20 protein-coding genes are annotated in these 25,935 nt (G+C 52.3%); 9 read left to right on the top strand and 11 right to left on the bottom strand.

Annotated features, from left to right (window positions below; genetic code table 11):
* Positions 1-15 precede the first annotated feature (15 nt).
* The 3 genes from MED297_RS09950 to MED297_RS22615 form a co-directional block, all read right to left on the bottom strand.
* Positions 16-345 carry a DUF4180 domain-containing protein gene (locus MED297_RS09950; protein ID WP_008044537.1) on the bottom strand — a complete coding sequence of 110 codons (330 nt, stop codon included), beginning with the start codon at positions 343-345 and terminating at the stop codon, positions 16-18.
* Between the two features lie 135 nt (positions 346-480).
* On the bottom strand, positions 481-684 hold the full coding sequence (locus MED297_RS09955; RefSeq protein WP_008044538.1) for a hypothetical protein: 204 nt from the start codon (positions 682-684) through the stop codon (positions 481-483).
* A 105-nt stretch (positions 685-789) separates the two neighbouring features.
* On the bottom strand, positions 790-921 hold the full coding sequence (locus MED297_RS22615) for a hypothetical protein (RefSeq protein WP_008044539.1): 132 nt from the start codon (positions 919-921) through the stop codon (positions 790-792).
* Positions 922-1,236: 315 nt separating this feature from the next.
* On the opposite strand from MED297_RS22615, the gene recC reads away from it, so the two are divergent.
* From recC to MED297_RS09980, 5 genes are all read left to right on the top strand, one after another.
* On the top strand, positions 1,237-4,479 hold the full coding sequence (recC, locus tag MED297_RS09960; protein ID WP_008044541.1) for an exodeoxyribonuclease V subunit gamma: 3,243 nt from the start codon (positions 1,237-1,239) through the stop codon (positions 4,477-4,479).
* On the top strand, positions 4,472-7,855 hold the full coding sequence (gene recB / locus MED297_RS09965) for an exodeoxyribonuclease V subunit beta (RefSeq protein ID WP_040556953.1): 3,384 nt from the start codon (positions 4,472-4,474) through the stop codon (positions 7,853-7,855). Before recC ends, recB begins: the two co-directional genes overlap by 8 nt.
* Complete coding sequence (recD, locus tag MED297_RS09970; protein WP_008044552.1) at positions 7,848-9,599, top strand: exodeoxyribonuclease V subunit alpha; 1,752 nt, start codon at positions 7,848-7,850, stop codon at positions 9,597-9,599. The genes recB and recD overlap by 8 nt, the downstream gene beginning before the upstream one ends.
* A 64-nt stretch (positions 9,600-9,663) precedes the next feature.
* Entirely contained in the window at positions 9,664-10,551 is an 888-nt protein-coding gene (locus MED297_RS09975) for a diacylglycerol/lipid kinase family protein (protein WP_008044555.1), read from the top strand.
* Positions 10,552-10,658: 107 nt separating this feature from the next.
* Positions 10,659-11,057: an acyl-CoA thioesterase gene (locus tag MED297_RS09980; protein WP_008044558.1), complete on the top strand. Its 399-nt coding sequence runs from the start codon at positions 10,659-10,661 to the stop codon at positions 11,055-11,057.
* 9 nt (positions 11,058-11,066) lie between these two features.
* Here MED297_RS09980 and MED297_RS09985 read toward each other — a convergent pair whose 3' ends face one another.
* The gene (locus MED297_RS09985) at positions 11,067-12,041 is read right to left on the bottom strand and encodes a GGDEF domain-containing protein (protein WP_008044560.1); all 975 of its coding nucleotides are present in this window, start codon (positions 12,039-12,041) and stop codon (positions 11,067-11,069) included.
* Positions 12,042-12,098: 57 nt separating this feature from the next.
* Positions 12,099-13,346 carry a saccharopine dehydrogenase family protein gene (locus MED297_RS09990; protein ID WP_008044563.1) on the bottom strand — a complete coding sequence of 416 codons (1,248 nt, stop codon included), beginning with the start codon at positions 13,344-13,346 and terminating at the stop codon, positions 12,099-12,101.
* A gap of 299 nt (positions 13,347-13,645) precedes the next feature.
* Here MED297_RS09990 and MED297_RS09995 point away from each other — a divergent pair, with 299 nt between their 5' ends.
* Positions 13,646-14,317 carry a choice-of-anchor J family PEP-CTERM protein gene (locus MED297_RS09995; protein WP_008044564.1) on the top strand — a complete coding sequence of 224 codons (672 nt, stop codon included), beginning with the start codon at positions 13,646-13,648 and terminating at the stop codon, positions 14,315-14,317.
* 432 nt (positions 14,318-14,749) lie between these two features.
* Here the strand turns inward: MED297_RS09995 and MED297_RS22310 are convergent, their stop codons facing one another.
* The 3 genes from MED297_RS22310 to ptsP all read right to left on the bottom strand — a co-directional run bounded on the left by MED297_RS22310 (position 14,750) and on the right by ptsP (position 19,113).
* Positions 14,750-15,058 (bottom strand): PTS transporter subunit EIIB, encoded by a 309-nt coding sequence (locus tag MED297_RS22310; RefSeq protein ID WP_083779402.1) that lies wholly within the window; start codon positions 15,056-15,058, stop codon positions 14,750-14,752.
* Complete coding sequence (gene ptsG / locus MED297_RS10005) at positions 15,058-16,500, bottom strand: PTS glucose transporter subunit IIBC (protein ID WP_008044569.1); 1,443 nt, start codon at positions 16,498-16,500, stop codon at positions 15,058-15,060. The genes MED297_RS22310 and ptsG overlap by 1 nt, the downstream gene beginning before the upstream one ends.
* A gap of 63 nt (positions 16,501-16,563) precedes the next feature.
* A complete protein-coding gene (gene ptsP / locus MED297_RS10010; protein WP_040556955.1) occupies positions 16,564-19,113 on the bottom strand; it encodes a phosphoenolpyruvate--protein phosphotransferase in 2,550 nt (849 codons plus the stop codon).
* 621 nt (positions 19,114-19,734) lie between these two features.
* On the opposite strand from ptsP, the gene MED297_RS10015 reads away from it, so the two are divergent.
* Positions 19,735-20,331 (top strand): TetR/AcrR family transcriptional regulator, encoded by a 597-nt coding sequence (locus tag MED297_RS10015; RefSeq protein ID WP_008044573.1) that lies wholly within the window; start codon positions 19,735-19,737, stop codon positions 20,329-20,331.
* A 303-nt stretch (positions 20,332-20,634) separates the two neighbouring features.
* The gene (locus tag MED297_RS10020) at positions 20,635-21,228 is read left to right on the top strand and encodes a PEP-CTERM sorting domain-containing protein (protein WP_083779403.1); all 594 of its coding nucleotides are present in this window, start codon (positions 20,635-20,637) and stop codon (positions 21,226-21,228) included.
* Positions 21,229-21,372: 144 nt separating this feature from the next.
* Here the strand turns inward: MED297_RS10020 and glmS are convergent, their stop codons facing one another.
* The 3 genes from glmS to MED297_RS22525 form a co-directional block, all read right to left on the bottom strand.
* On the bottom strand, positions 21,373-23,199 hold the full coding sequence (gene glmS, locus MED297_RS10025; RefSeq protein ID WP_008044577.1) for a glutamine--fructose-6-phosphate transaminase (isomerizing): 1,827 nt from the start codon (positions 23,197-23,199) through the stop codon (positions 21,373-21,375).
* A gap of 139 nt (positions 23,200-23,338) precedes the next feature.
* Positions 23,339-24,697: a bifunctional UDP-N-acetylglucosamine diphosphorylase/glucosamine-1-phosphate N-acetyltransferase GlmU gene (gene glmU, locus MED297_RS10030; RefSeq protein ID WP_008044578.1), complete on the bottom strand. Its 1,359-nt coding sequence runs from the start codon at positions 24,695-24,697 to the stop codon at positions 23,339-23,341.
* 452 nt (positions 24,698-25,149) lie between these two features.
* Complete coding sequence (locus MED297_RS22525) at positions 25,150-25,311, bottom strand: hypothetical protein (protein ID WP_237613434.1); 162 nt, start codon at positions 25,309-25,311, stop codon at positions 25,150-25,152.
* Between MED297_RS22525 and MED297_RS22705 the strand changes: the two genes are divergently transcribed.
* Positions 25,298-25,516 (top strand): fibronectin type III domain-containing protein, encoded by a 219-nt coding sequence (locus MED297_RS22705; RefSeq protein WP_419760889.1) that lies wholly within the window; start codon positions 25,298-25,300, stop codon positions 25,514-25,516. The two genes, MED297_RS22525 and MED297_RS22705, sit on opposite strands and share 14 nt — an antisense overlap.
* Positions 25,517-25,935 lie beyond the last annotated feature (419 nt).

Here is a 25,935-nt window from a genome sequence, read left to right on the forward strand (position 1 = left end):
ACCTGAGGGCTTTTTTTAGGCCTGACGAAACTCGATTGCGGTTCCGCGATTACACTCGCGAATGAAGTCACGTAGTGCGTTGCTTCTGATTTGTCGCCAGTCACCGATTACCGTCAACTGCATTCGATAATTCACAAACTTCTGCAAAATCTCACCGGCCAATCCGGTCTTGAGATCAAAAAAGTCCGCACTGAAATGCAACTGCGAGGCAACCACACGACGGGCACCGAGATAGTCCGCATTAGCAATCAGATCCAGTCCATCATTCAGTGAAAATACCACGGCGGTATCGTCTAACAGTTCGGCCGATGGCGGTGATGTCTGAGCATTGAAACTCAATCTCATGAGGCGCGCCTCCTATAGTGTCTTAGGGCCTGTTAACAGAATGGACAGAAACAGTGTTAACAGACCTTAGTGATTATTCACGAAAGAAAGGCAGAAACGACTGTCCTTAAAGGACCAGCCGCTCCTGCCGGTTCGCTATGGAGCGCGCGTCAGCACATTAGAGATAATAAACTCCTGTGCGCGAGGGGCATGCTCATGTACTCGACGATCGCTGCTGGCGTTATCTATGCCCAGGTCTCGTCGCAGGTGGTCGTTCAAATCGATCAACCGAACTTCGGCGCCACGGTTACGGGTAAACAAAATTCGGATTCGAGCGAAAGTTTTTAACAGGTTCATCATAAACTCCAAAAGTTTCAAATATGAACCTTGGAACTCAGAACCGGGAAGAAAGGTATGGAAATTTTCGAACCGCTGCTGAATTCCGCGGTTCGATTAAAGTATGGTTTAAACGAATCGCGAGGTCGTTGCCAGATTTTCGACAACAGAAGTCATTGCCGGATTATTCGCAACAACAGACCAACCCTGACCATTACAGGTCAGTTGCATGTCTTGTGCAGTATGCAAATACTTAGACATAGGTTGTGATCCTTAAGTTGCGCGACCGACGTCGCCGTTCGTTTTTTATCAGCATTCAGCCAATGTCAAAAAGACTACCACGACCTTGCAGAAAAACAAAGACTGTATTTCACTTTTTCTTCAAGCTAGGGCCTGTTAACACTCATTTCGAGACGATAAATACAAACAACAAGCATCATTGTTCGCATGAAGCTCACAGAACACTGAATGGATAACAGATGAATTTCAGCGGCACAGCCTCTACTATGACAAGACGGGTTCTACTCAAAAGATACCGATAAACAGTCACCACATTGGCTCCTTACAGGCTGAACTATGCTTTACACCTATCCTTCTAACCGGCTTGAAAATCTCGTCTTGGTGCTCGATACCCTGATGAACAACATCGGGTCCGAACCGCTGACGGCCGACGCCGTTCTGGTACAGCATCCGGGTATGCAGCATTGGCTAAGCATGGAGCTGGCGAAACAATCCTCAAACCAACTGTGCATGAACATTACCTATCCGTTGCCGGTTCGTTATTTCTGGGATTTGATTCGTCTCATCTTAGGACCGGACCGTGTTCCTGAACGATCAGTCTACACTCGCGAAATTCTTGCCTGGCGCCTTTACCACCTGCTGCAGCAAGACGCCATCACCGCAAATCCGTTAATGCTCGAACCAAACCGCTACTGGCAGGAACAGCCAGCCTATTTACAGGACAGCCGTCGGTTTCAGTTGGCGGAACAGCTCGCGGACCTGTATGAACAGTATCTGATGTATCGCCCGGATTGGATTGAACACTGGCAAGAGTCACCGGCCGAGCATTGGCAGGCCCTGCTGTGGAAAGCGCTGGTGGATGAAGATCCACAACACCCGCTGGCACTGATGCGCGAAGCGTCCCGTCGCCTGAGTCATCCGGCCCAGCCTTTACCGAGCCATTTTTTTGTTTTCGGGATTAACTCATTGGCGCCGATCTGGCTGGACTTTCTCAGCCACCTGGCCCGCAGTACCGATACCGACATTCACATTCTCTATCTCAACCCGAGTGCAGAACACTGGGATCAGTTGCATACGGAAAAACAGGCTTTAAAAACCCGACTTCGTCAGCAGCAATCGGCGCAGCAACGGGCCAGTTGGATCGATGACGATGCGCTCTTTACCGACGAAGCCGACAACCCCTTGTTGACCAGCCTTGGCCAGCAGGGTCAGGTGTTTGTCCGACAGTTGTCAGACAAAGCCGATTACGACGCTCAGGCGTTTTCCGCGCCTGAGGCCGAGACCCAACTGCAAACGTTGCAACGGGACTTACTGACATTGCACGATGCGCGAAGCCAACCGCATACGCTCGATCATGACGGCACCTTAATGATCAGCAGCGCGCACAGCGCCTTCCGCGAAGTCCAGGGCCTGCACGACTGGTTGTTGCATCGGTTTAATGCCGACCCGACCCTGACGCCGAAAGATGTCTTGGTCATGTGTCCGAATGTGGAAGACTACGCGCCCTTTGTACAGGCTGTGTTTTCCCGAAGCTTTGCTGAACTTTCCGAAGCCGTGCCACCGCTGCCCTGCTCCATCGCGGACCGCAACCTGAAAGATGCTGACCCCACCGTCGCCGCCTTTCTTGAACTATTGAGCCTGCCAGACACCCGCTTCGAAGTCAGCCGACTGATCAGCTGGCTACGGATACCCGCCATTGCCGACAAGTTCAATCTCAGTGCCGATGACCTGCAACGCATTACCCGTTGGCTGGAACGGGCAAACATTCACTGGGGGCTCGATGGCCAACATAAAGCACAGTGGACCGGGCAGGAATGCACCGATCACTTTACCTGGAAGCAAGGCCTTGACCGGTTACTGCTGGGGTTTGCCTATGGTGACCACGACGCCTTTGTTCATGATGAACTGCTGCTGCACGATGTCGAAGGCGCCGATGCGCTGATTCTCGGACGACTCACATCGATCATTGAACAGCTGCAAAACATTCGTTCAGATCTGACCCGAGCCAGAACCCCCTCGGCTTGGCAAAGCTATCTGATCGATCAACTGCAGATTGCCATGCTCTCGACACAGTCGGCTTACGAACGCAGCAATCAATCGATCCTGAAAGCCATCAACGATTTCACCGAGTTTGCCAACAAGGCCAACCTTGAACAGACCGATCTGCCGCTGTCGGTGGTTCGTTACGTGTTAGAGAACGCATTTGCCAGTCCGGAGCAAACCGGCAGTCAGTTTATGACCGGTCAGATTACCGTGTGCTCAATGGTGCCCATGCGCTCCATTCCGTTTCGGGTGGTGGCCATACTCGGACTGAACGATGGTGATTTCCCACGTAACCGCCCCCCGCTCGGATTCGATCTGATGGCACAACAACCACCGAGACTGGGCGATCGCTCACGCCGGGGCGATGACCGGTATCTGTTTTTGGAAGCCCTGCTCTCGGCTCGCGATCATCTGTACCTGAGTTATCAGGGCTTTGACATCCGGAAGAATGAAGCGCGTCCACCGTCATTGGTTCTGGAAGAATTGTTCAGTTATCTCGAACGTGGTTATGGCTTTGAACGAGCCCGACATATCCGACAACTGCCTTTGCAGCCCTTCAGCCCGAAAAACTATCAGGGCGAATATCCGTCGTTTAACGATCAGTGGATTCATTTGCAACGCCCCGAGCCTGAACAGGAGTTACTTAACCTCTTACCCGCAACGGACCTCAGTCCCTCCGAGTCGATCCACGACTGGGTGAAGTTTTTCAGCCACCCGGCCAGGGCATTCTGTGAGCAGCGCCTGGGGTTGTACCTGAACAACACAACAACTGAAAACCTCGAAGACAGCGAACCGTTCACGCTAAACCATCTGGATCGCTATCAGTTGCAGACAGAGACGGTGTCGGCACTGTTGAACCAAGAGTCCCCGGACGTGTTGATTCAGCAGGCCAAAGCCGCCAGTGCTTTTCCGTTGAGCGACCTGGCACTGACAACCGCCGAAACCTGGCAACAACAAGCCGCCTCCTTTACCGATCTGGTGCGGGCCGAAGGTGCCGATCGGATCGAATATCGGCCGGTTACCTTACAAACCGCAGACTGGTCTCTCAGTGGTGTGCTGCCCATTATTGATAACCAACAACTGCTCAGCTGGCGACTGGCGAACGCCAAAGGCCGTGACATTCTGCAACTGTGGCTCATGCATCTGCTGGCCAACTCACAAAAGCCCACACACAGTCGTGGCCTCTATCGTGGACGCGATGAGAAAGTGGAACAGTTCGATCTCGCGCCCATTGAGGATGCCACGAGCCTGCTCAATGACCTGTATCGACAGTGGCAACAGGGATTACAGGAGCCGTCGGTATTACACAGTGACTGGCTGCCGCTGTATCTGTCTGACCCGACGAATGAGAAAAAATTCTGGCAGATCTGGGACGACAATTTCAACCACCGTGGCTTGCGGTACGACCCTTACATCGATTTTTGCTTTCAACAGATGCCGGACCCACAAACGACGATGGATGACATGGACCGCCGCTACGGCATGCTGAAAAACAACCTTGTGCAAACCCAGTTGGAGGATGTCCTGGATGTCTGACATGCCCATTCTGAATGCCGGAGAGCTGCCTTTGGCGGACACGCATCTGATTGAAGCAAGTGCCGGTACCGGTAAAACCTATAACATCGTCCGCATTTATCTGCGCCTGCTGTTGGAAAAGGAACTCACTGTCGATCAGATTCTGGTGATGACCTTCACCAAAGCCGCCACAGCTGAAATCCGCAACCGCCTCAGCGCCTTTCTGCGTGAAGCGCTCCAGATCTGGGAGACGCAAAACTATCGCGATGACAAAGAGCGGGCGTTTTATGAAACGATCCGGCGTCGGGTCGACCCGGAAAAAGCCCGCTTGCAAATGCGCCAGGCGCTGTTGCAATTGGACGAAGCCGCCATCTACACCATCCACGGTTTTTGCAAGCGGGCACTGTCACAACAGGCATTTTTCAGCGGCTTGAGTTTTCACGCCAACATGGAGGCCGACAGTCAGGAGTTGATGTTGCAGGCGACTCAGGATTGGTATCGGCGCATTCAACAAGCCGATTGGTACGCCGACATCGACGAACGCTGGCCAACCCCAGAAGCCTTTATGGCGCATTGGTCTCGTGTCATCGGCAGCGACATACCACTCAATGCGCCAACGGTTGAAAACCTCGATAGCCTGCTCGCGGAACACATCGATTCCTGGTCCGACGAACGCGAGACCTTTTTAAAGCTGAACAAACCTCGCAAAGCCGAGGTGATTGCGTTACGTGACTCACTGATTGAAGCACTGGATCGCGCCGCTGAAGGTCAACCGCTTCAGGCTCTGGATCCGGATGTCGAAAGTAAGTTTTTCAATACTAAAGCCAAGCAGGCGGGCTTATCCGTCTGTCGACGTTTGGTACATCTGACGCTGACCAATGAGAAGGCCCGCAAACTGAATCTGGCACTCGACGGGGTGCGGTTTATTCGTGAGCAGCTCAACGCCAGCAAGGCGCGTCAGGATCAGCTGGACTTTAACGACCTGATCATTCAACTGCGCCGCGCGCTCGACGGACCTCACGCCGTTGAGTTACAAAAAGCACTGCTCGATCAGTTTCCTGCGGCCCTGGTTGATGAATTTCAGGACACCGATCCCGACCAGTATCAGATTCTCAACCGCATTTATCATCGCCAGCACGGCCCTCATTTCCTGTGCATGATCGGTGACCCGAAACAGGCTATTTACGCGTTTCGCGGCGGTGACGTCTTTGCCTACCTCAGTGCACGCGAACAGGCAACTCAACAATGGACGATGGACACTAACTACCGGTCATCACCGTCGGTTATCGACGGTTATAACCGCACCTTTTTACAATCGGACGCACCCGTAAACCCGGAAGCCTTCGGTTTTGGTATTGAATACCATCGCATTCTCGCCGCCGACGATCGAAAAGATCCGATCTTCAGTGATGATCGCAGTGGTGTGCAGTGGGTACACCTCAGTCCGGCTGATGAGTCGGTCAATACCGTGAAAAAAGAGTTCCAGCAAAGCATTGCTGACTGGTGCGTTCAGGAAATTGCGCACCTACTGAATGACGTCACCAAAGACGAGCGGTCCATCACGGCCGGAGATATCGCTTTGCTGGTTCGGTCTTATGGCGAAGCTCAATTACTGCAGGACACTCTGCGCCGGGCAAACCTGCCTTCGGTGTACCTCAGCGCCCGACAGAATGTGTTTCAGACCAGCGAAGCACGTGACCTGTACCAGTTGCTGAATGGGATATGGCAGGCGGATAACGATCGGTTGTTTTTGGCGGCTCTGGCCGGCTCCTGGATCGGGCTTAACCTGATCGAACTCGATCAACTGCAACACGACGAACGCCTGTGGGCTCAATGGCAAACCCGGTTTGTCCAGTGGCGCGAAGACTGGACTCAGCGAGGTCTGATGAGCGTGTTACTGGAAATTTTGCAAAGTCATCACCGGCCGCAACGTGATGCTACCGAGCGCTCGCTGACCAACCGCTTGCATCTGGCCGAACGTCTGCAACTGGAGAGCAATCAGCACCGGTTGCCGGATGCCTTATTGCATTGGTTTGCACGCGCTTTGGACGAAGACACCGGTGAAGAAGACAATCAGCTTCGCCTGGAAAGCGACGACGCACTCATCAAGATCATCACCATGCATGGCGCCAAGGGTCTGGAGTACCCGATCGTGTTCATTCCCTTCGCCAGTTACTATTCCGCGAGTCGCCAGTCGCCGGCGTTCTACCATTTTCATGATCGTGAGACCTTTGCCAGCCAATGGGTTTATCTGAGCAACGATGAGCAAAAACAACTGACGCAGGAAGAAGATGAAGCCGAACGCATTCGGCTGTTGTACGTGGCGATGACCCGGCCGATTGATCGTCTCTATTGCTGCCTGGCTCCGTTCACGGGGTTTGCGCAATCGCCTTTGGGCCTGACACTGAAACAAGCGTCCTTTGAGTTGAGCGACATCTCTGCAAAAGTCTGCAGTGGGCAGGCGGCGACACTCATGTCCGTCAATGAGCGCGATATTCAAACGGTCACGATGACGACACCGGAGTCTCCAGATACTTCAATCGCCGCCGAGTTTCACGGTCACATCGAACGCGACTGGTGGCTCAGCTCATTCTCCGCTCTGACCCGACACGTCGGTCACAGCAGTCACAGCACGCCCGATCGCGACGAACTGGATGGCCTGGGGTCAACTGAGACATCCACCGAACTGCGCTTCCGCCTGGCCAAGGGGGCCGAAGCTGGTAACCTCCTGCACGACACTCTGGAGCACTGCGATTTCACCAACCCCGACTATCCCACCTTGCTGGAGCAGGCGAGAAAACGCTACAGCATTCTGGCGAAGAGTTTCACCGATGACGAGTTCAGACAGTGGATCGATGAGCTGTTGCACGCCCCCATCGATGGTTTCCGGCTCTGCGACTTGCCCAAACAAAAAACTTTACGCGAAGCCGAGTTTTACTTTCCGATGGAAGACACGCCCATCGACAAACTGTCGGCCATTATCGCTCAGCGCCGCGGGGAAACCTTTCAATTACCGGATCGCCACCGGCTCAAGGGCATGATGCATGGTTTTATCGATCTGATTTTTGAATGGCAGGGGCGCTATTATGTCGCCGACTATAAATCGACGCATCTGGGGCACCAGTTGACGCACTATCAACCCCCATCCATCCGCCACAGCATTCTGAGCAGTCATTACGATGTTCAATACGCCATTTACGCCGTGGCGCTGCACCGTTATCTGGCTGGGCGGGTGCCCGGGTACAATCCGAAACAACATTTCGGTGGCGTCTACTATTTTTATTTACGCGGTATGCATCCGGACAGCACCACAGGAATCTATCACGACCCTATCGGCATTCAGGATCTGCAAGCTCTGGATGCGGTATTCCGCGCGGAGGTTCCGGCTCATGACTGATCTGCAAGCACCCTTTCATCCGCTCGACAGCGCTCTGGCCGATCGCATCTGCCAATGGCATCACAGCGACGATGAACTCTTGTGGCACACCGCAGCCTTGACCAGTTTTGCATTGCAACAGGGCCATACCTGCCTGTGGCCGGAGCAAGCCCTCACCGAAGCACCCTACTCAACCTATGCCGAGCTGGGTGGTATTGCCCTGCCGTCCGCCGAGACCTGGTTGGCGCATCTGGCAGCATTCGATCTGACACCCGATTCAGAATCGCCACTCATTCTTGAAAACGAGCGTCTGTACCTGCGCCGCTACTGGCAATTTGAAACCGAAATTGCCCGGTTCCTAAAGCGCAGCACAACAGGTGCACTGCCATTGACCGAGGCTCAGGTCCGCGATGTGCGCAATAAACTCGATCAGTACTTTCCTCTCGAGGATAACCGTTTCAACTGGCAGCGGTGTGCGGCGGTGAACTGCCTGCTGGATCCGACGCACGTCATCATCGGCGGGCCCGGTACCGGAAAAACCTACACCGTCACACGCATTCTCGCGCTGCTGAGTGCGGTCAGTGACACGCCGCCGATCATTCGACTCGCAGCGCCCACCGGCAAAGCCGCGGGTCGTTTGGCGGAAGCAATCAACGACGCCAAACGCGAGTTGAATCTGGACCTGATAGACGCCGGTGCCATTCCGGACAGTGCACAAACACTGCACCGTCTACTGGGCGTGATTCCGAACCAACTGCAGTTCCGACACCATCAGGAGCACCCGATTGAGGCCGACATTCTGCTCATCGATGAAGTCTCCATGGTCGATCTGCCGATGATGGCCCGACTGACCCGCGCCATTGCTCCGCATACCCGGGTAATCCTACTCGGCGACGCCGATCAATTACCTTCTGTGGCCGCGGGTAGCGTGCTCGCTGACATGGTCGATAAACCCCACACCGGCTACAGTCAGGCACGCGTCAGTCAGCTGGCCAACCTGGATCCTAAGCAAACACTGAACAGCCAACCCAATGCCCGTGACTTTGTCACTGAACTGAAGTACAGCCGCCGGTTTTCAGACACGTCAGGCATTGGGCAACTCGCGAAATCCGTCATTGCCGGTGATGCCAGCCAGACCGTTCGCGTTTTCAGTCAGTATGAGGACGTTCAATGGGTACGCGATATCGATCCGTCGCGTCTGATCCATCAGTGGGTCGACCAACACTATGCGCTGATAGCGCAACAGGAAGATCTGGTCAAAGCCTTCGCTCAGCTTAAAACCTTTCGTGCCTTGTGTGCGACCCGCGAAGGTGATCAGGGCACCGTTCACATCAATGAGCGCATCGTTTCACTCCTGAACCGACAACGCCAGACCTTTTTCCATGGCCAACCGATCATGGTGACGCAAAACCATTATGGCCTGAAACTGTTCAATGGAGACATCGGACTGGTCTGGCCCGATGAACACGGCCAGTTACTGGCTTGGTTTGAACAGGAAGACGGGCATCGACCTGTGGCGCTGGGTCGCTTACCGGGTGTGGAAACGGTTTATGCTATGACCATTCACAAAACCCAAGGCTCGGAGTTCAACCATGTTGCACTCGTTCTGCCGGACCGGGAACACGCCCTGATCACCCGGGAGTTATTGTACACCGGCATTACCCGGGCAAAAGAGCGATGCGATGTGTTCAGCCCATCCGAAACCTGGAACCGTGGTGTCGACCGGGCCGTTACCCGCTGGGCCGGGCTGGGACTGAAACTCTGACGGACCGGCTATTGGCGGTCTATGTTATAGTCCTGTCACTGTTAACAGAGTGGATCATGCACTGATGTCCTATGCCGTCCTGTTTAACCGACTGTCCGGCCGTCGATCGGATCGTTGGAACCAACATCTGATTCATCGGTTGCAAACGTCCTTATCAGAGCCGGTCAGCGCCTACGAAGTCGACGACGCCAAGACATTGAACCGGGCGTTAACCGAACTTCTGTCATCCGATGCGCACAGTCTGATCATTTCCGGTGGCGACGGCACGTTGAACCGCGTCGTCAATGCGCTCCTCTCGCATCCGCAACAACGCCCCTTGAACCTGGCTGTCATTCCAAACGGCACCGGAAATTCTTTTGCCCTCGATCTGAACATTCATCAACTGGACGATGCGCTGCGAGCTATTGAAGAAGGAACAACGGTGTCGGTTGATGTGGGTGAAATCCGACACGGTGACCACCAGCGCTTTTTCATCAATAACTTTGGTATCGGACTGGTCTATGACATCACCGCACTGGCCTCACGCATGCGTGCAATCGGCGCCTTGAGTTATGTCATCGCGACGCTGGTCAAACTCATCCGACTGCCAACCCTCAATGTCCAGATGACGGTTGATGGGATCAGGCAAACCAATAACCTATTGTTTCTGGACATTTGTAACTCCCGATACACCGGTGGCAACATGAACATGGCTCCGCAGGTGACGCTGGCGGATGGGCAGTTTCAGATGATCTGGGTTGCTCCGCTGCCTCGCCGGACGTTGTTGCGCACCTTTCCAAAATTGTTTAAAGGCACACACGTGAACGAATCCTTTGTTCATCAGCAGATGGTTCAACAGGTAACGCTCGAGGGCGATGCCAATATCCGCTGCATTCTCGACGGCGATCTCGATGTTGGACTGCCGTTGACCATTGCCATGACCCAACGTCGTCTGACGTTTTATACACTGTAGGCGGGACGAAGGTTTCGCAACAGGACACCAACTGGCTTGATGCGCGCCTTGCGGTTATAGTCTGCCATCGCAACCACCCCTTACGATCGTCCAGAGGTTTCCGGTTTATGACGTATCAGTTTATTCATTCATTTCAAGTGCGTGACTACGAATGCGACCTGCAAGGTATTGTGAACAATGCGGTCTATCAGAACTATATGGAACATACGCGTCACGAGTTCCTGCTCAGCCGCGGTGTCGACTTTGCCGCTCTCTCGGCCGAAGGTGTCGACCTGGTGGTCGTACGCGCAGAAATTGACTATAAAAAACCGCTGCGACCGGGTGATCGTTTTTATGTTGGATTGAATGGCCGAATGAAAGATCGGGTCCGATTTGAATTTGAACAGGTGATTCATCTCGAATCCGATGACAGCGTCTGCACCTCTGCGCGTATCATTGGTACCGGCATGAATGCCAAAGGTCGCCCGGGCATCCCCAAAGACCTGGTAGCGAAACTGTTCAACTGAACCAAAAAATCAGGCACTGGCAACGGTGTCCCGCCCCGACGCTTTCGCATCATACAAGGCCACATCGACACGGTTCAGCAGGGTTTTCTCTGAATCGTCTGCGTTACACTGCACAACGCCAATGCTGCAACTGAACGTGATGACCGTGCCATCATAGGCAGAGACGGTTCGATCATCCCGGCATCGCTCACACAACCGTTCAGCGACCGTGATGGCCTCCGCCAGAGGCGTTTCCGGAAACAGAATCAAAAACTCCTCGCCACCCACGCGACCCACACTGTCGACTTCGCGCGTGGCCTGCTTTAAGTGATCCGCAAACACGGTTAACACCTCATCACCAATCGGATGACCGTAGGTGTCGTTGATCGATTTGAAATAATCAAGATCACACATCATCAGCGAAAAGGGCTTACCATAACGGCGCGCAAGCTGAAGCTGCCCTGTTAACCGCGCCATCACAGCACGGCGGTTCAGCAAATCGGTTAACTCATCCGTCACCGCCAGTTTTTCCAGCGCGATGGTGCGCTCCGTCACCTTCCTTTCCAGCTGTTCGGTCAGATCAAGCAAGTCTTCTTTCGCTGTTTTCAACTGTCGGTTCATTTGCAGCATGGACTTACGACTGGGCATAGAGATGGCTTTGGGTAACAAGGCTAAGGTCATGCAGGCAGTTGATATGGATACGATCCCGGTGAGTACTTTTGCGAGCCCCTCAATGAAGTAGTAGCCGTGCCAGATGTTGATCAGCGCGATCAGGTGGGTAAGTCCACATAAAAAAATGAATGCGGAAAACATCAGGAAAACCCAGTTAAACTCCAGATCATCCCGTTTTTTTACCAGCAGGATCAGCGCTATCGGGATGGTGAAATAAGCAACCACGGTCAGAATATCACCGCCGATATGCATCAACAGTAAATCGGGGCGCCACAACAAGCATTGCCCATGGGGCATCAGATTGCCCTGAAAAAGCCGCTCCAGCCAAGACATAACCACCTCACCCCAATCATGGGCTAAGCGTAGTTAAGCAAGCCAGATACGCAAAACCTATTCGCGAGACCGTTCCTCATCCAACGAACATGCAAAGCTCAGCCCGGCATGATTTGAGAGGCGTTCCAGATATCTATCACCGAGTAACGAAGCCGGTGTCCAGAAACCTCCGGGAGTGGAGGTGGGTAGGTCGGTTGCCAACAGCAAGGCCGCCTGCATCAGCATCTTTGACGTGGAGCCGTAACCCGGATCTTCATCCCCGGTGACGCTTACGCGGATTTTGCGCCCAGACGCCGTTTCACCATAATGATGGATCACATAAAACCCGTCTTTTTGCTCCTGTTCAGACGGTCCCTGACCGGGTTTCGGTAGCCACTTCTGCAGCAACCATCGGGTCGGTGCCAGAGCGGCGCCGACAGTGATCCCTTTCAGGCCGGCTGAAATCATTCTCGCCCGTTGTCGGCCTTTACGACCCTGCCCACCGATCATGCCTTCATTGTAGGTGAACTCAGCTTTGGGAAACTCCGGTACCAATTGAGCGCTGCGCATCACCACCTTGGCATTGATCGCAGCCATGACAAAAGGAGCAACCCACCCGGACGAAATCCAGTCCGGCATCGCTTTCCCGATATACCGCTGTCGCGTTACATAGGTTTCGGGGCATAGGGCATAAGGATTAAACAGGATTTTTTTAAGCGAAGGGTTGGCTTTCACTAACGCCACCACATTCATCAGGCTGGCAATGGTCCCCCCGGAAAAACTGCCGCGCATGGCCTTTACCCGCATGTCCACGGATACGCAGGGTTCACCGAATGCCTTCAAGCTCCGTTGTTGCAAAAAATACACACCCATATCGGATGGCACAGAATCAAACCCGCAGCAATGCACAATGCAGGCTCCGGATGCGCGTGCCTGATCCTCGTACGCGTTCAGCATACGATGATAAAACTGAGGCTCCCCGGTCAGATCACAGTAATGCGTGCCGTGTTTGGCGCACGCCGCCACCAGAGGATCACCGTAAAGATCGTAAGGGCCGACGGTGCTGATGACCACCCGCGTGGATTTAACCAAGCGCTGAACATCATCAGAGTCCAGGGCATCCACCACCAACATCTCAAAATCCAGTTCTGAGCATACGGCCTTCAGTGAATCAACGAGCTGTTGCAACTTATCGGCAGAGCGACCCGCCACGGCAACCCGCTGTGTCAACGTCCCAGCGGCTTTTGCCTGTGCAAACCGTCTTGCGGTGATTTGTCCGACAAAGCTCGTGGCGCCCATCAGGACGATATCGTAGTGCACAGTCATAGCGGTATCCGGTTCCTTCAATGAACGTTCAAGGTAAAGGGCCTGTGTTGATCGGTCAACGGAGCGAACGCCTGATACCTGTCGATCCCCTTTACACTCTTGAGAACAGCATCACAAAATCAACGTGACAGGATCTGCAATTAGGCAACATCAAAACAACAGTCATGTCTGGAAGCCGCATCTTGCCTTGCTGTACGGGCAGGGTCTGATTCAGACATCGACATGACTCCGTTCTGGCATCATTAGTGCAATGCAAGGATGACAACACACCCAAACTCAACATAAAAAGGATTGAAGTGATGAGTTTCCGAATTTTTGCCTCCACCCTAATCGTCAGCCTTTGCGCCGGTGCACAAGCGAACCTGTTAAACAATGGGTCTTTTGAGACTCCAGATATCGATGACATCAATAATAACGGAGGCTCCAGCTGGGAAGTCTTCACATCGATTGACGGCTGGACCACTGAAAGCGGTACCGGCATCGAAATTCAGAAAAGTGGCACAGTCGTCAATGCCTACGATGGTGATCAGTACGTCGAGCTGGATTCGCACGACTTCACCGGGGAATCCGGCTCTACCAACAGCTTTATGGTACAGCAGCTGTTAGGGCTGAACGCGGGTGGGCTCTATGAACTGTCATTCTGGTACCAGCCACGAACAAACAATGAAGATGACAATGGTATCGATGTGTACTGGTCATCAACAACCAGTGAGTTTGGCGCCAGCGTGCTGACCGCCGACGGGCAAAGCGGCTCTTTTGGCGGCTGGACGAACTTCAGCACCACATTGGTAGCGACAGCACAGGAAATGTACCTTGGCTTCCAGGCTTTCGGCACCGAAAACACCTTAGGCGGTTTTCTCGATGACGTCACCCTGACCGCTGTTGAGGTTCCCGAACCTGCCACACTGGGCCTTCTGGCTCTGGGTATTTTCGGTATCGGCGCCTCTCGCCGATACGTCAAGCGAGCCTGAACACCTCGATTTCTTATAACCCGCTTTGCGGGCTGCGGGCTCAGTTTGTCGATAAACCCCGCCGACAAAAAGGTAGCTTTCAAATGGATCGCTGCAAGTATCCCCGGAATGCCGGACCACCTGATACGCTCGACGAAAACTTCCATGTTTTCGGCGACCATTTGAAAGCTACCTTTTCATCGTCTTGAAACAGGTGGTGACTTTTTCATCAGTCTGAAGCCCGCTTTGCGGGCTTTTTGCTGTTTTAGCTTCTGGTGTCGAAAACTCTGACAATTTAACTGGCACAAACCACCACTTGAAAGCCGGGAGCGCACAAACTGTCAGTTTTTTTTACATCGGCACGCCAAGATTTAAATCGCAAATCAAAAAAATCCCCGTACTTAGACGGGGATTTTCAGACTCATCGGACCAAAGCGGTCAAACTTGAGGTGATCAGGCCAGCAATGATTGCAGAGCCTGTTCGGTATCGGCGGCTTGTTCACCCATCAACAGATGGACAACCTGATCGCTGATTTTCATCACATGTGTTACACCCAGTGTTTTCAGTACCGTGTCATCCAGCTGCGTTTCTTGGCGCAACTCGATGCGTAAACGGCTGGTTGCACAGGCAAGCACACCAATCACGTTGTCTTTACCGCCTAATTCCTGAAGCAGAGCCGAAGCTCGTTGTTGATGCTCAGGCGACGCGGCGGTCGGCTGAACAGAATCAGCCGGCTCCGCTGCGACACCACCTTCAGGAATTACATGGGCTTTTTTACCAGATAATCCGCCATCTGCGTGCGCAGAGTATCGGCTTCAGTACCAAAGATGGCCTGTACGCCCTGACCCATGGTCAGAACCGCCGTGGCACCAAACCCTTTAATCGCGTCTTTATCAACTTTGTTGACATCTTTCACTTCGATGCGCAAACGGGTGATGCAGTTATCCAGCGTAGCGATGTTTTCACCGCCACCAAAGGCTGCAACCAAACCACCGATACGACCACCATCAACCGGAGCGGCTGATTCACTTTCGCCTTCACCTAAAACGACCTCGTCTTCACGACCTGGCGTTTTCAGGTTCAGAGCCACAATGGTGAAACGGAATACCGCGTAATAAACACCGGCATACAGCAAACCCACAACTGGGAACAACAGGCCTTTTTCAGAGTTTGCAAACAGCACGATGTAGTCAATCATACCGTGTGAGAACGACGTACCGTGAACCATGCCCAGTGAGTTGGTGATGATGAAAGCCAGACCTGCCAGCAGTGCGTGGATCACATACAGAACCGGAGCAACAAACAGGAAGGCAAACTCGATAGGCTCGGTGATACCGGTCAGGAACGAAGTCAGAGCCGCAGAAATCATGATGCCACCAACTTTGGCACGGTTTTCTGGTTTAGCAGTGTGCCAGATAGCAATGGCCGCCGCTGGCAGTCCGTACATCTTGAACAGGAACCCACCGGCCAGCTGACCAAAGCCATTACCGGCAACACGAGTGGCTTCATCCGCACTCATGTAGCAAGGAATAATACCTGTTAAGGCTTCACCCGCCGCATTGATACAGTTACCCGCTTCCATCTGGAAAGGGACGTTCCAGATATGGTGCAGACCAAATGGAATCAGCGCACGCTCAATCACACCGTAAATACCAAAAGCAACGGTTGGGTTCTGAACGGCAGCCCAGTCAGAGAATGAGGCAATGGTGTTTCCGATCGGAGGCCAGACAACGGCCAGGATGGCACCCAGCACAATGGCACAGAAACCAGTGATAATCGGTACCGACCGTTTACCGGCAAAGAAACCCAGATAGGCCGGTAACTGCAAGGAAAAGAACCGGGTAAACGCCCAGGCAGCGACACTACCGGCGAGAATACCACCCAGTACACCAACGTTGGTTCCCGGCGCAATCACACCAATGGTTTTCACCATGATGAAATAGCCCACGGTTGCAGCCAGCGCTGATACGCCGTCGTTATTGGTGAAACCTAACGCCACACCAATCGCAAACAACAACGCCATATTACCGAACACCGCGCTACCCGCTTGTTCCATAATGTCTGACACAATGCCTGGCATCCACGCAAAATGCGCTGCACCGACACCGAGTAAAATCCCGGCAACAGGCAACACAGATACGGGTAGCATCAGGGCTTTACCGACTTTCTGTAGAGCTGCAAAACCTTGCTTCCCAACACTCATCGTTTTTCTCCTAGGTTATTGAAATTATAAGTAGTGCTTACAGTTGTGTTCACGCTTTTGGCGCTACACCACGTACTGATTCGTTGTTTCTAAGTAATCCCGGACCTCAGCGGCGGTAGAGAACTGCAGACTCTGCTCCGCCTGCTCTTTACACTTCTGACTGTTCAACGCTCGAATGCAGGCTTTCACATCCGGAATCGACGGCACGCTGGTAGACAGCTCTTTAATGCCAAGTCCGACCAACAGCGGAACGGCTAACAGATCACCGGCAATGCCGCCACAGACGCCCACCCATTTGCCGTGTCGTTCAGCCGCATCGACGGTCATTTTGATCAGGCGCAGAACACTGGGATGCAGAGCATCGGCCAGTACCGCCAGCTTGGGATGACCACGGTCCATCGCCAGGGCGTACTGAGTGAGGTCATTGGTTCCGACAGAGAAGAAATCGACTTCCGGCGCAAACACATCGGCCATGACAGCGGCCGATGGCACTTCGATCATGATGCCCACAGGCACTTTGCGCGCGCCCAGTTTTTCCTGCTCTTCGGCCAGCACTTGTTTGGCCAGTCGAAGTTCTCGGATGTCCGCGATCATCGGGAACATGATATGAATGTTGCCGTACTCTGCGGCTCTGAGCAGTGCTCGCAACTGCTGTCGGAACATCGCTGGTTTATCCAGACTGATGCGAACACCGCGCTCTCCTAGGAACGGGTTTTCTTCTTCCGGTAACGGCAGGTAGGACAAAGGCTTGTCGCCGCCGACATCGAGCGTTCGCACGATCAACGGTTGATCTTTGCCCAACGCTTCGGCGGCGGCACGATAGGTTTTGAACTGGTCTTCTTCAGAAGGAGCCGTTGTTCGGTTCAGAAACAAAAATTCAGAACGCAACAGACCAACGCCTTCGCCGCCATTTTCAGCCACCTTCATGGCATCTTTGACGCTACCGATGTTGGCCACGACTTCTACTTTTACCTTGTCTTGTGTGATTGCAGGCTGATCAACATTGGTTCGGTTCAGCGTGCGGATTTTTTCCTGCTGAATGATTTGCTGTTGAATGGTTTCAACTTCGGAATCTTCAGGATTAACCCGCATCTCACCCTGGTCCGCGTTAAGAATCACGCGAGTACCGTTAGCAATGTCCCGAGCCTGGTCGTCAATCCCGGCAATGGCAGGAATGTTCATCGCGCGCGCCAGAATGGCGGAGTGCGAAGTCGCGCCGCCACCGGTGGTGACAAACCCGACCACCTTACGTTTGTCGAGGTTTGCCGTGTCCGACGGTGTCAGGTCATCGGCGACCAGGACACAGTTTTCCGGGAGCTTACGCTCAGCCGATTCAACGCCCAGTAAGGCACGCAATACGCGATTACCGACGTCGCGCAGGTCAACCGCTCGTTCGGCTAATAAGGTGTTGTCCAGCGATTCCAGCTGCTCAACCTGGCTGGTTACGGACTTCTGCCAGGCCTGTGCTGCATTGTCACCTGAGTCAATCAAGGTGGTTGCATAGTCCAACAGTTCCGGATCACTCAGCAGTTCAATGTGTGCAGAAAAGATTTTTGCTTTGTCTTCATCTTCCGGATCGAGCTGAGTTTTCAAGGTTTCTAACTGGTCATCAGCGATGGCAATGGCGTCTGCCAGTAACGCTTTTTCAACCGCAGTCTCCTGACGATCAGTCGGTAATTCCAGGACTTCCTCCTGGATTTGATAGACCACACCAACAGCAAAGCCGGGTGAAGCAGAAACACCTTTCATCCAGTTCAGAGTGTTGCTTTTCGGAAACAACAAGGACGGTTCATCCGCAATAACGTCGGCCGGACCAGAAGGCTCGGCGATCTCTTCACCCAGGCCTGAGCGAATGGCGGCGACAAGATCACTCAACGCGGCTTGCGCGTCCGGGCCATTTACGTGCACCTGAACAGTGTCACCGAACTTAGAGCCTAAGTTTAAAATGCTGGTCAGGCTTTTTGCACTGACGCGCTTGTCGCCAAGCGACAGCTCTACAGCCGATGCATATTCTTTGGCAATCTTTGCCAGCGCTGCGGCGGGACGGGCATGAAGTCCGGCCGGGTTTGGCAATACCAGAGCGTCACTGTCGACCCAATCACCCAAACTTATTTCAATGTCCGCGACCGGTTCGCCAAAGGCGATACTCAACAATGGATCCTTTGCAGCAACGGATTCAACCGGAGTCACTTTGAACTGAGCATTCAGCGTGTCGGCATTCGTGATCACCACAACGGTCATCAATGACTTCGCCTTTTGCGCAATGAAATCGGCGTCGAACTCGATTAACGGTTGGCCACACTCGACGTTGTCACCGTCACTGATCAATGCTCGAAAGCCCTCGCCTTTAAGCAGTACGGTGTCGATCCCAATGTGCAACAACACTTCCAGTCCACTGTCAGAACGCAACGTCAAAGCATGAGAAGTGCCGGTTAACTGCACAATCTTTCCAGCAAACGGAGCCACCAAAACCTGTTCGATTGGATCAATGGCAACACCGTCACCAACCAGTTTTTCAGCGAAAACCGGATCCGGAACGTCCGTAATTGGAATGACTTGTCCGGCGACCGGCGCGACTAACGACATCGGTGTAAGAGAAGTTTGCGAAGACATTTTGCGCTCCTAAGATAAAATCCTGGCGGATTCTAGAAGTCGCCTTCGTCATTTTTTTTGACTTAAATCAGATTCGGTCAGTTGCTTACACGGACCTACAGTTATGTTGGATTGTGATACACGAATGTTACAAGTTGATACACTTAGCGCATTTTATTGCGTTTACTTCATTCCGTTTTCATGAGTACCAAACCTTAATTGAGTGCTTTTCATACAGCCCTATTCAATCATTATGACAACGTAATGAGTACAACTCTATTGATCGATGTTGTTCGAATAAAAACTCAAAATACAAAAATACTCAGCTACTGTCTTTTTAAAACCTTCTTTCAATGAACAATCTAAACCTCTTTAGTTAAGACAAAAGGGGTTCATTTTTTCCACCACCGATTAGCAAGTAACCGCCGCGCGGTACTCCGTTTCCATGATACATCGGTGAAGGCTGCGGCTTTAATCAGTACTCGTTTTAGCTCATACTTCTCTTCACGGACTAAAACCGAAGAACAGGGCACTCTCACTACATTTTGGCACTTTTACCGTCTTAGGTAAGATGTAAACTCCACCGCGTCAGAACAACACAGTAAAAAAACTCACATAAGCACCGTGATCAGGCAGACATCGATGGGCGATACCCGAGAACAACTAGAAGATCGTGCAGAGCACTATATTCGGACCGGAGGCTTCCACTCCTTCAGTTTCAGAGACTTAGCCAAGGACCTGGGGATTAAAAGCGCCAGTGTTCACTATCATTTCCCGACTAAGTCCGATCTCGGAATCGCCGTGGTACGCCGCTACAATGATCGCTTTGCCAACGCCTTGAGTGATCCGAGCTCACCAACCATGACCACCGCCGACCACATCCGGCGCTACATGATGATGTTTTATACAGAGATGAAACAAAGTCAGAAAATGTGCCTCTGCGCTGTCCTGAGTGTTGAGCAGCTCACCCTGTCGGAGGACATGAGGTCGGCCGTCGATGAGTTCTACACCCTGAACCTGAACTGGCTGACGCGCACCTTTCAGTTAACCAGCCAATCCCAAATGACACCAACGCAATCTAATCAACGAGCTTCTCAGGTTTTTGCAACGATGCAGGGTGCATTGATCGGCGCCAGCGTACGTCAAGACACTCAGTATTTCGAACTGGCAGCACGAGCACTGTTCAAAGATTTGTTTGATAAAGATCTGCGGTTTTCGAAAACCTCTGTGACTGACTAACGCGCCGAAACCCACGTAGCTGAATCTAGCTCCGACGATTCATAGCGCCCGGGTTATCTCGTTTGGCAAACACTGTTCAGCCGAATGAACAGCACCAGCCTGTCGGATACTTTTACAAAACGTTAGATTTCCCCTATCAATTGTGATGCCTGTCACATCAATAAAATCAACACCATCACAAATTCTCGTCGAATATCTTTACACCTAATCTTTCCATATCGCGTCAAGACCCGCTGACTTGGGCTTTGGCTCAGTTGTTGCTCAATTGGTTACTGTTCAGGCAGTATTTCTTTGGAGAGAGAAATGAAAAAACTATTACTATCACTATCTATGTTGACCTTCGCCGGGGTCTCGCAGGCGGGGCTGATTGGGGAAATCGATTTTGCCACCATTGGCGGTCAGGATACGTTGTTAGCCACAACGGGACTGTCCCCCAGTAATCCAAGTATCGAGACTGATTGGGCAAACAGCATCATTCAAGATGACGACGTCACCTTTACTGTGAAAACAGATTACACCGATGAAGGTGATGGTGCATTTAACTTTTATAGCGTCAGTGGTAGTGATGACCTCTTCGCATTTTCATTTGCATCAACCGAGCCCGGATATTTTCTGTTAAAGAATGGCAGTCAGGAGGTAAACTCCGCTCTTTACCAGAACAACACGAGTCTCGATTGGGGCGTTATCAGTTTCAGTCAGCTCTGGGCCGACGGATTTTTTAATGGAAACTACGATGAAGTCAAACTCAACTGGTTCGACGTCGTGTCTGTCAGTCACCTTACAGAGTTCAATGGCGAAACTGTAACGATTCCAGAACCTGCGACCATCGGGTTATTTGGTTTAGGTTTATTCGGACTGGGGCTTGCGAGACGCAAACGCACTATTGCGGCGAACTAACGCCCCCTTTAAAACACTCAACAAAAAAACCACGCTTTCGCGTGGTTTTTTTTGTTACCAGTATGGGACAGCCAACATTGAACAACAGCTGGATCGAACATCGGGATCAAAGCTGGCGGCTTCACAGCCGCCTCGACTCTGAGATCATTCAACCGTAACCGCTTTTGCCAGGTTACGAGGCTGGTCAACATCTGTACCTTTGATGATCGCCACGTAATAGCTCAGCAACTGCATTGGAATGGTGTACAGCACCGGTGCCAGATAATTGTTAATGTGATCAAGTTCGATCACCTTAACACCTTCGGCACTCTCAAAACCGGCATTTTTGTCAGCAAAGACATAAAGCTGCCCGCCTCGGGCCCGTACTTCTTCCATATTGGATTTCAGTTTTTCCAACAGGTCGTTGTTCGGTGCCACAACAATAACCGGCATGTCATCGTCAATCAACGCCAACGGACCGTGCTTCAGTTCACCTGCAGCATAGGCTTCGGCGTGAATGTAGGAGATCTCTTTTAATTTCAACGCCCCTTCCATGGCGATTGGGTATTGGCTGCCTCGACCAAGGAAAAGCGTATGGTGCTTGTCGGCAAAGTCTTCGGCCAATACCTTGATGGCCTCTTCCATTTCCAGCGCTTTTTCAATCTGTTTCGGCAGCTCAGTCAGCCCTTGGGTAATTTCCTGTATCAACGCAGGGTCGACGCCGCGATGCTTCGCAATGCTCAGGATCAAGAGCATCAAACCCGCCAACTGCACGGTAAACGCTTTAGTCGATGCCACACCGATTTCGACACCGGCACGCATCATGTAAGCCAGATCCGATTCGCGCACCAGAGACGAGCCCGGTACGTTACAGATCGTTAATGTGCTCATGAAACCCAGATCTTTGGCCATTCTGAGTGCTGCCAGCGTGTCGGCCGTTTCACCCGATTGCGACAGTGTAATCAACAGTGAGTTCGGCAGTACCACGCTCTTGCGATAGCGGAACTCAGATGCGATCTCAACCTGACATGGGATGCCGGCAATTTCTTCAAACCAATAGCGTGACGCCATGGCCGAGTTGTAGGAGGTACCACAGGCCACGATCTGGATCGCTTCGACCTTCTTCAGGATATCGTTAGAGTTAGCACCAAAGGCTTCGGTGACAATCTCACCGTTGACGATACGTCCTTCCAATGTGGCGGCTAACGCTTCCGGCTGTTCATGAATCTCTTTCATCATGAAGTGACGGTACTCGCCCTTATCCCCGGCGTCGTGTTTCAGGTCCGATTCGCTGGCCGTCCGCTCGACTGGCTTGTCATTCAGATCGAAGATACTTACGTCCGTTCGGGTAATTTCGGCGACATCCCCTTCTTCCAGGAACATAAACTTGCGGGTCACCGGCAACAGCGCCATCTGGTCAGACGCAACAAAGTTCTCACCGATACCCAGACCAATCACCAGCGGCGAACCGGAACGCGCAACCACCAGGTGCTCCGGTTGGTTCTGATCAATAACAGCCATTCCGTAAGCACCCGTCATTTCTTTACGGGCTTCCTGTACAGCCTGCAATAACGAACCAGTCGCTTTCAGCTTATCCAGGACGAGGTGGGCAATAACTTCGGTATCGGTATCGGAAACAAACTCATAGCCCTTGCCTCGCAGCATCTCCCGCAACGACTCGTAGTTTTCGATAATCCCATTGTGTACCACCGCAATGTCTTCGGATCGATGCGGGTGAGCATTCACTTCATTCGGTTCACCATGCGTTGCCCAGCGGGTATGTGCGATGCCCGTACCACCCGCATGCGGCTGCGACTGCAGCGCGTCCGCCAGTTCTGAGACCTTCCCGACCCGACGAACCCGGCTGAGTTCACGATTGTTAATGATGGCAACTCCCGCGGAGTCATATCCGCGATACTCTAATCGTCGCAGTCCTTCTACCAGAATTTCAGCGACATCCCTTTGCGCTACTGCACCAACGATTCCACACATAGTTTTCTTCCTTCTTAGCTATGCCCGGCTTAATGGTTATGTTCTTAAAGCCGGACGGGGTATAAAGCCGGACAACTCACTGGTTCGGGCCCGGAACACTAAGATCCAGCAGGCTACTGCGGCCTGCCGGACGTTTAATTTATTTCTTAACGGGTTTTTTCCAGTTGGCCAGCGACACCTGACGAGCGCGACCGACGGTCAGTTGATCCGCGGGCGCGGTTTTGGTCAGTACCGATCCGGCACCAATGAACGCACCGTCTTCGACTGTCACTGGCGCAACCAGCGTTGAGTTAGAGCCCACAAAAGCACCATGACCGATCTGAGTCTGATGCTTATTCACACCGTCGTAATTACAGGTGATGGTACCCGCACCGATGTTAGCGCCGTTCCCGACAGTGGTATCACCAATGTAACTCAGATGATTCACTTTGCTGCCGGCACCGATGTAAGCTTTTTTGGTTTCGACAAAGTTACCGACTTTGGCGCCGGCCTCTAGCTCGGTACCCGGGCGCAGTCTGGCATAAGGACCCACGGTAGCGTTATCGCCAATACGAGCATCTTCAATGACGGAGTTCGCTTCAATTACCGAGCCGGAAGCAATGGTTGCGTTTCGAATCAAGCAGTTCGAACGGATCACCACATTGTCCCCGAGGGTCACGTCGCCTTCAAAGACACAGTTAACATCAATCCAGCAATCTTCGCCGGTCGTCAGGGTCCCTCGAACGTCAATGCGGTTCGGATCCTGCAGCGTGACCCCATTAGTCATTAATTGATCGGCCACCTGTAACTGATACCAGCGTTCCAGCTCGGCCAGTTGAATCCGGTTATTGACGCCCAGCGTTTCCTCTTCATCACAGGGGTGTACCGTTTGCACAGCCACCCCATCGGCCACCGCCATGGCGATCAGATCGGTCAGATAGTACTCACCCTGAGCATTGTTGTTCGACAGTCTGGGTAACCATTCATGCAGCATCCAGGCAGGAACGGCAATAATGCCGCTGTTGATTTCCTTAACCTTCAACTGCTCAGTATCGGCATCTTTATGTTCAACAATTTTCTGAACGTTGCCACCGTGGTCTCGAATAATGCGGCCGTAACCAGTCGGATCGGCCACATTCACCGTCAACAACCCCATGCTGTGCTGACCAACCTTAGACACCAGAACGGTCAGGGTTTCAGGCTTAGTCAGGGGAACATCGCCATAGAGAATCAACACGGCGCCTGCTTTTGGCAACTCAGGCAGCGCCTGAGCGACCGCATGACCAGTCCCTAGCTGTTCAGATTGCACACAAAACTTGATCTGCTGGTCATCAAAATATTGCCGGACTTCTTCCGCACCATGTCCAATCACCATGGAAATGTCCGATGTAAATTGACGTGCAGTATTAATAACATGCGCGGCTAACGGAATACCGGCAAGACGATGGAGAACTTTCGGCTGCTTAGACTTCATCCTTGAGCCTTGACCCGCCGCTAAAACAACTACACTGACATCCATTTCGTTTCCTCTTTAACTATTCATTGCAGGTTATCTGCGCCCATTCTAGACCGCATTCCCGTCAACGCAACCCGCCTTATGTCAAAATATTTCTGACAAAAATCAAAATCACATACTCGGATAGCTCTCTCTGACTGAGGCTGAAAGCCCAAACAAGTACAACCTAACCGCCAAAACTGTCAAAAGTCCGTTCTCTCCTCCGAACCAGGCCTCACACAGGTAATACAGGGTTATTTCAGTCAAAAAGCCAACATTACAAACCGCCGAAGGCGTCAAAGCTCAGGCATTTGACGCTAATTTGTCACCGATTGAACTCAGTTGAACCCTGTCACACGCCTCAGAAGCCCGCCCTCGTATCATTTGCTCATCTTTAGAACAAACTTCGGACTACGCTTCATGACACGACATTCATTTACACTGCTGGTATTGCTTACATCGGTTTTGATGGGATGTCAGATTGAGCTCACGCCGATCTCATCATCCGACAATACGACTAACCTAGCTGGCAATAACAGCTCCGGCTCAGTGGGCGATGGCTCAGTACCGATCAGTTCAAACTCTGCGACCGCAACGCTATATTGGTCTGCGCCGGTTGAGAGAATCAGTGGCGACATACTCACAGCCACGGATATTGGAGGATATGAGATCCGATACAAGAAAACAGACGAGACTACGTACTCGACAATTGTCATCGAAGGTTCACAAACTGACCAGTACGCCATCACTGACCTTGAAGCCGGTGCGGATTACACCTTCGAAGTAGCGGTATTCGATACTGATGGCGTATACAGTCAGTTCGTTACCGCCGCACTTAACTGACATACTGATCGCAAATCCGCCGCTACAACGGCGGATTTACTCGTTCCATCCGCCAAACACAACGACCTCATCACATTTCACTTAAAGCCAGATCACAGCTTCTTCAAACAATGATCACATCATGACAACTTGCTGAAAACCTTTGTTTTTTCGGTGAAAAACATCACACATTAGAACGTTTCGGTCACGCATAGTGTCGTAATATTTTACACATGAGTGACCATGACGTTGAAACACATCTCATCAATCAGTTTAGCTGGCTGTCTATACTTACTTCTCACTGGTTGTCAGATCGAGCCTCTGCCGAAAAACACTGATTCATCATCGAGTGCATCAGATTCAGCTCCATCAGACACCCCGAGTACTAGGCCCGGGCAGACCCATGACATCATGGTATATTGGCAGGCACCAACAATACG

This window comes from Reinekea blandensis MED297, assembly GCF_000153185.1.
In the GTDB taxonomy this organism is placed as follows: Bacteria; Pseudomonadota; Gammaproteobacteria; order Pseudomonadales; family Natronospirillaceae; genus Reinekea; species Reinekea blandensis.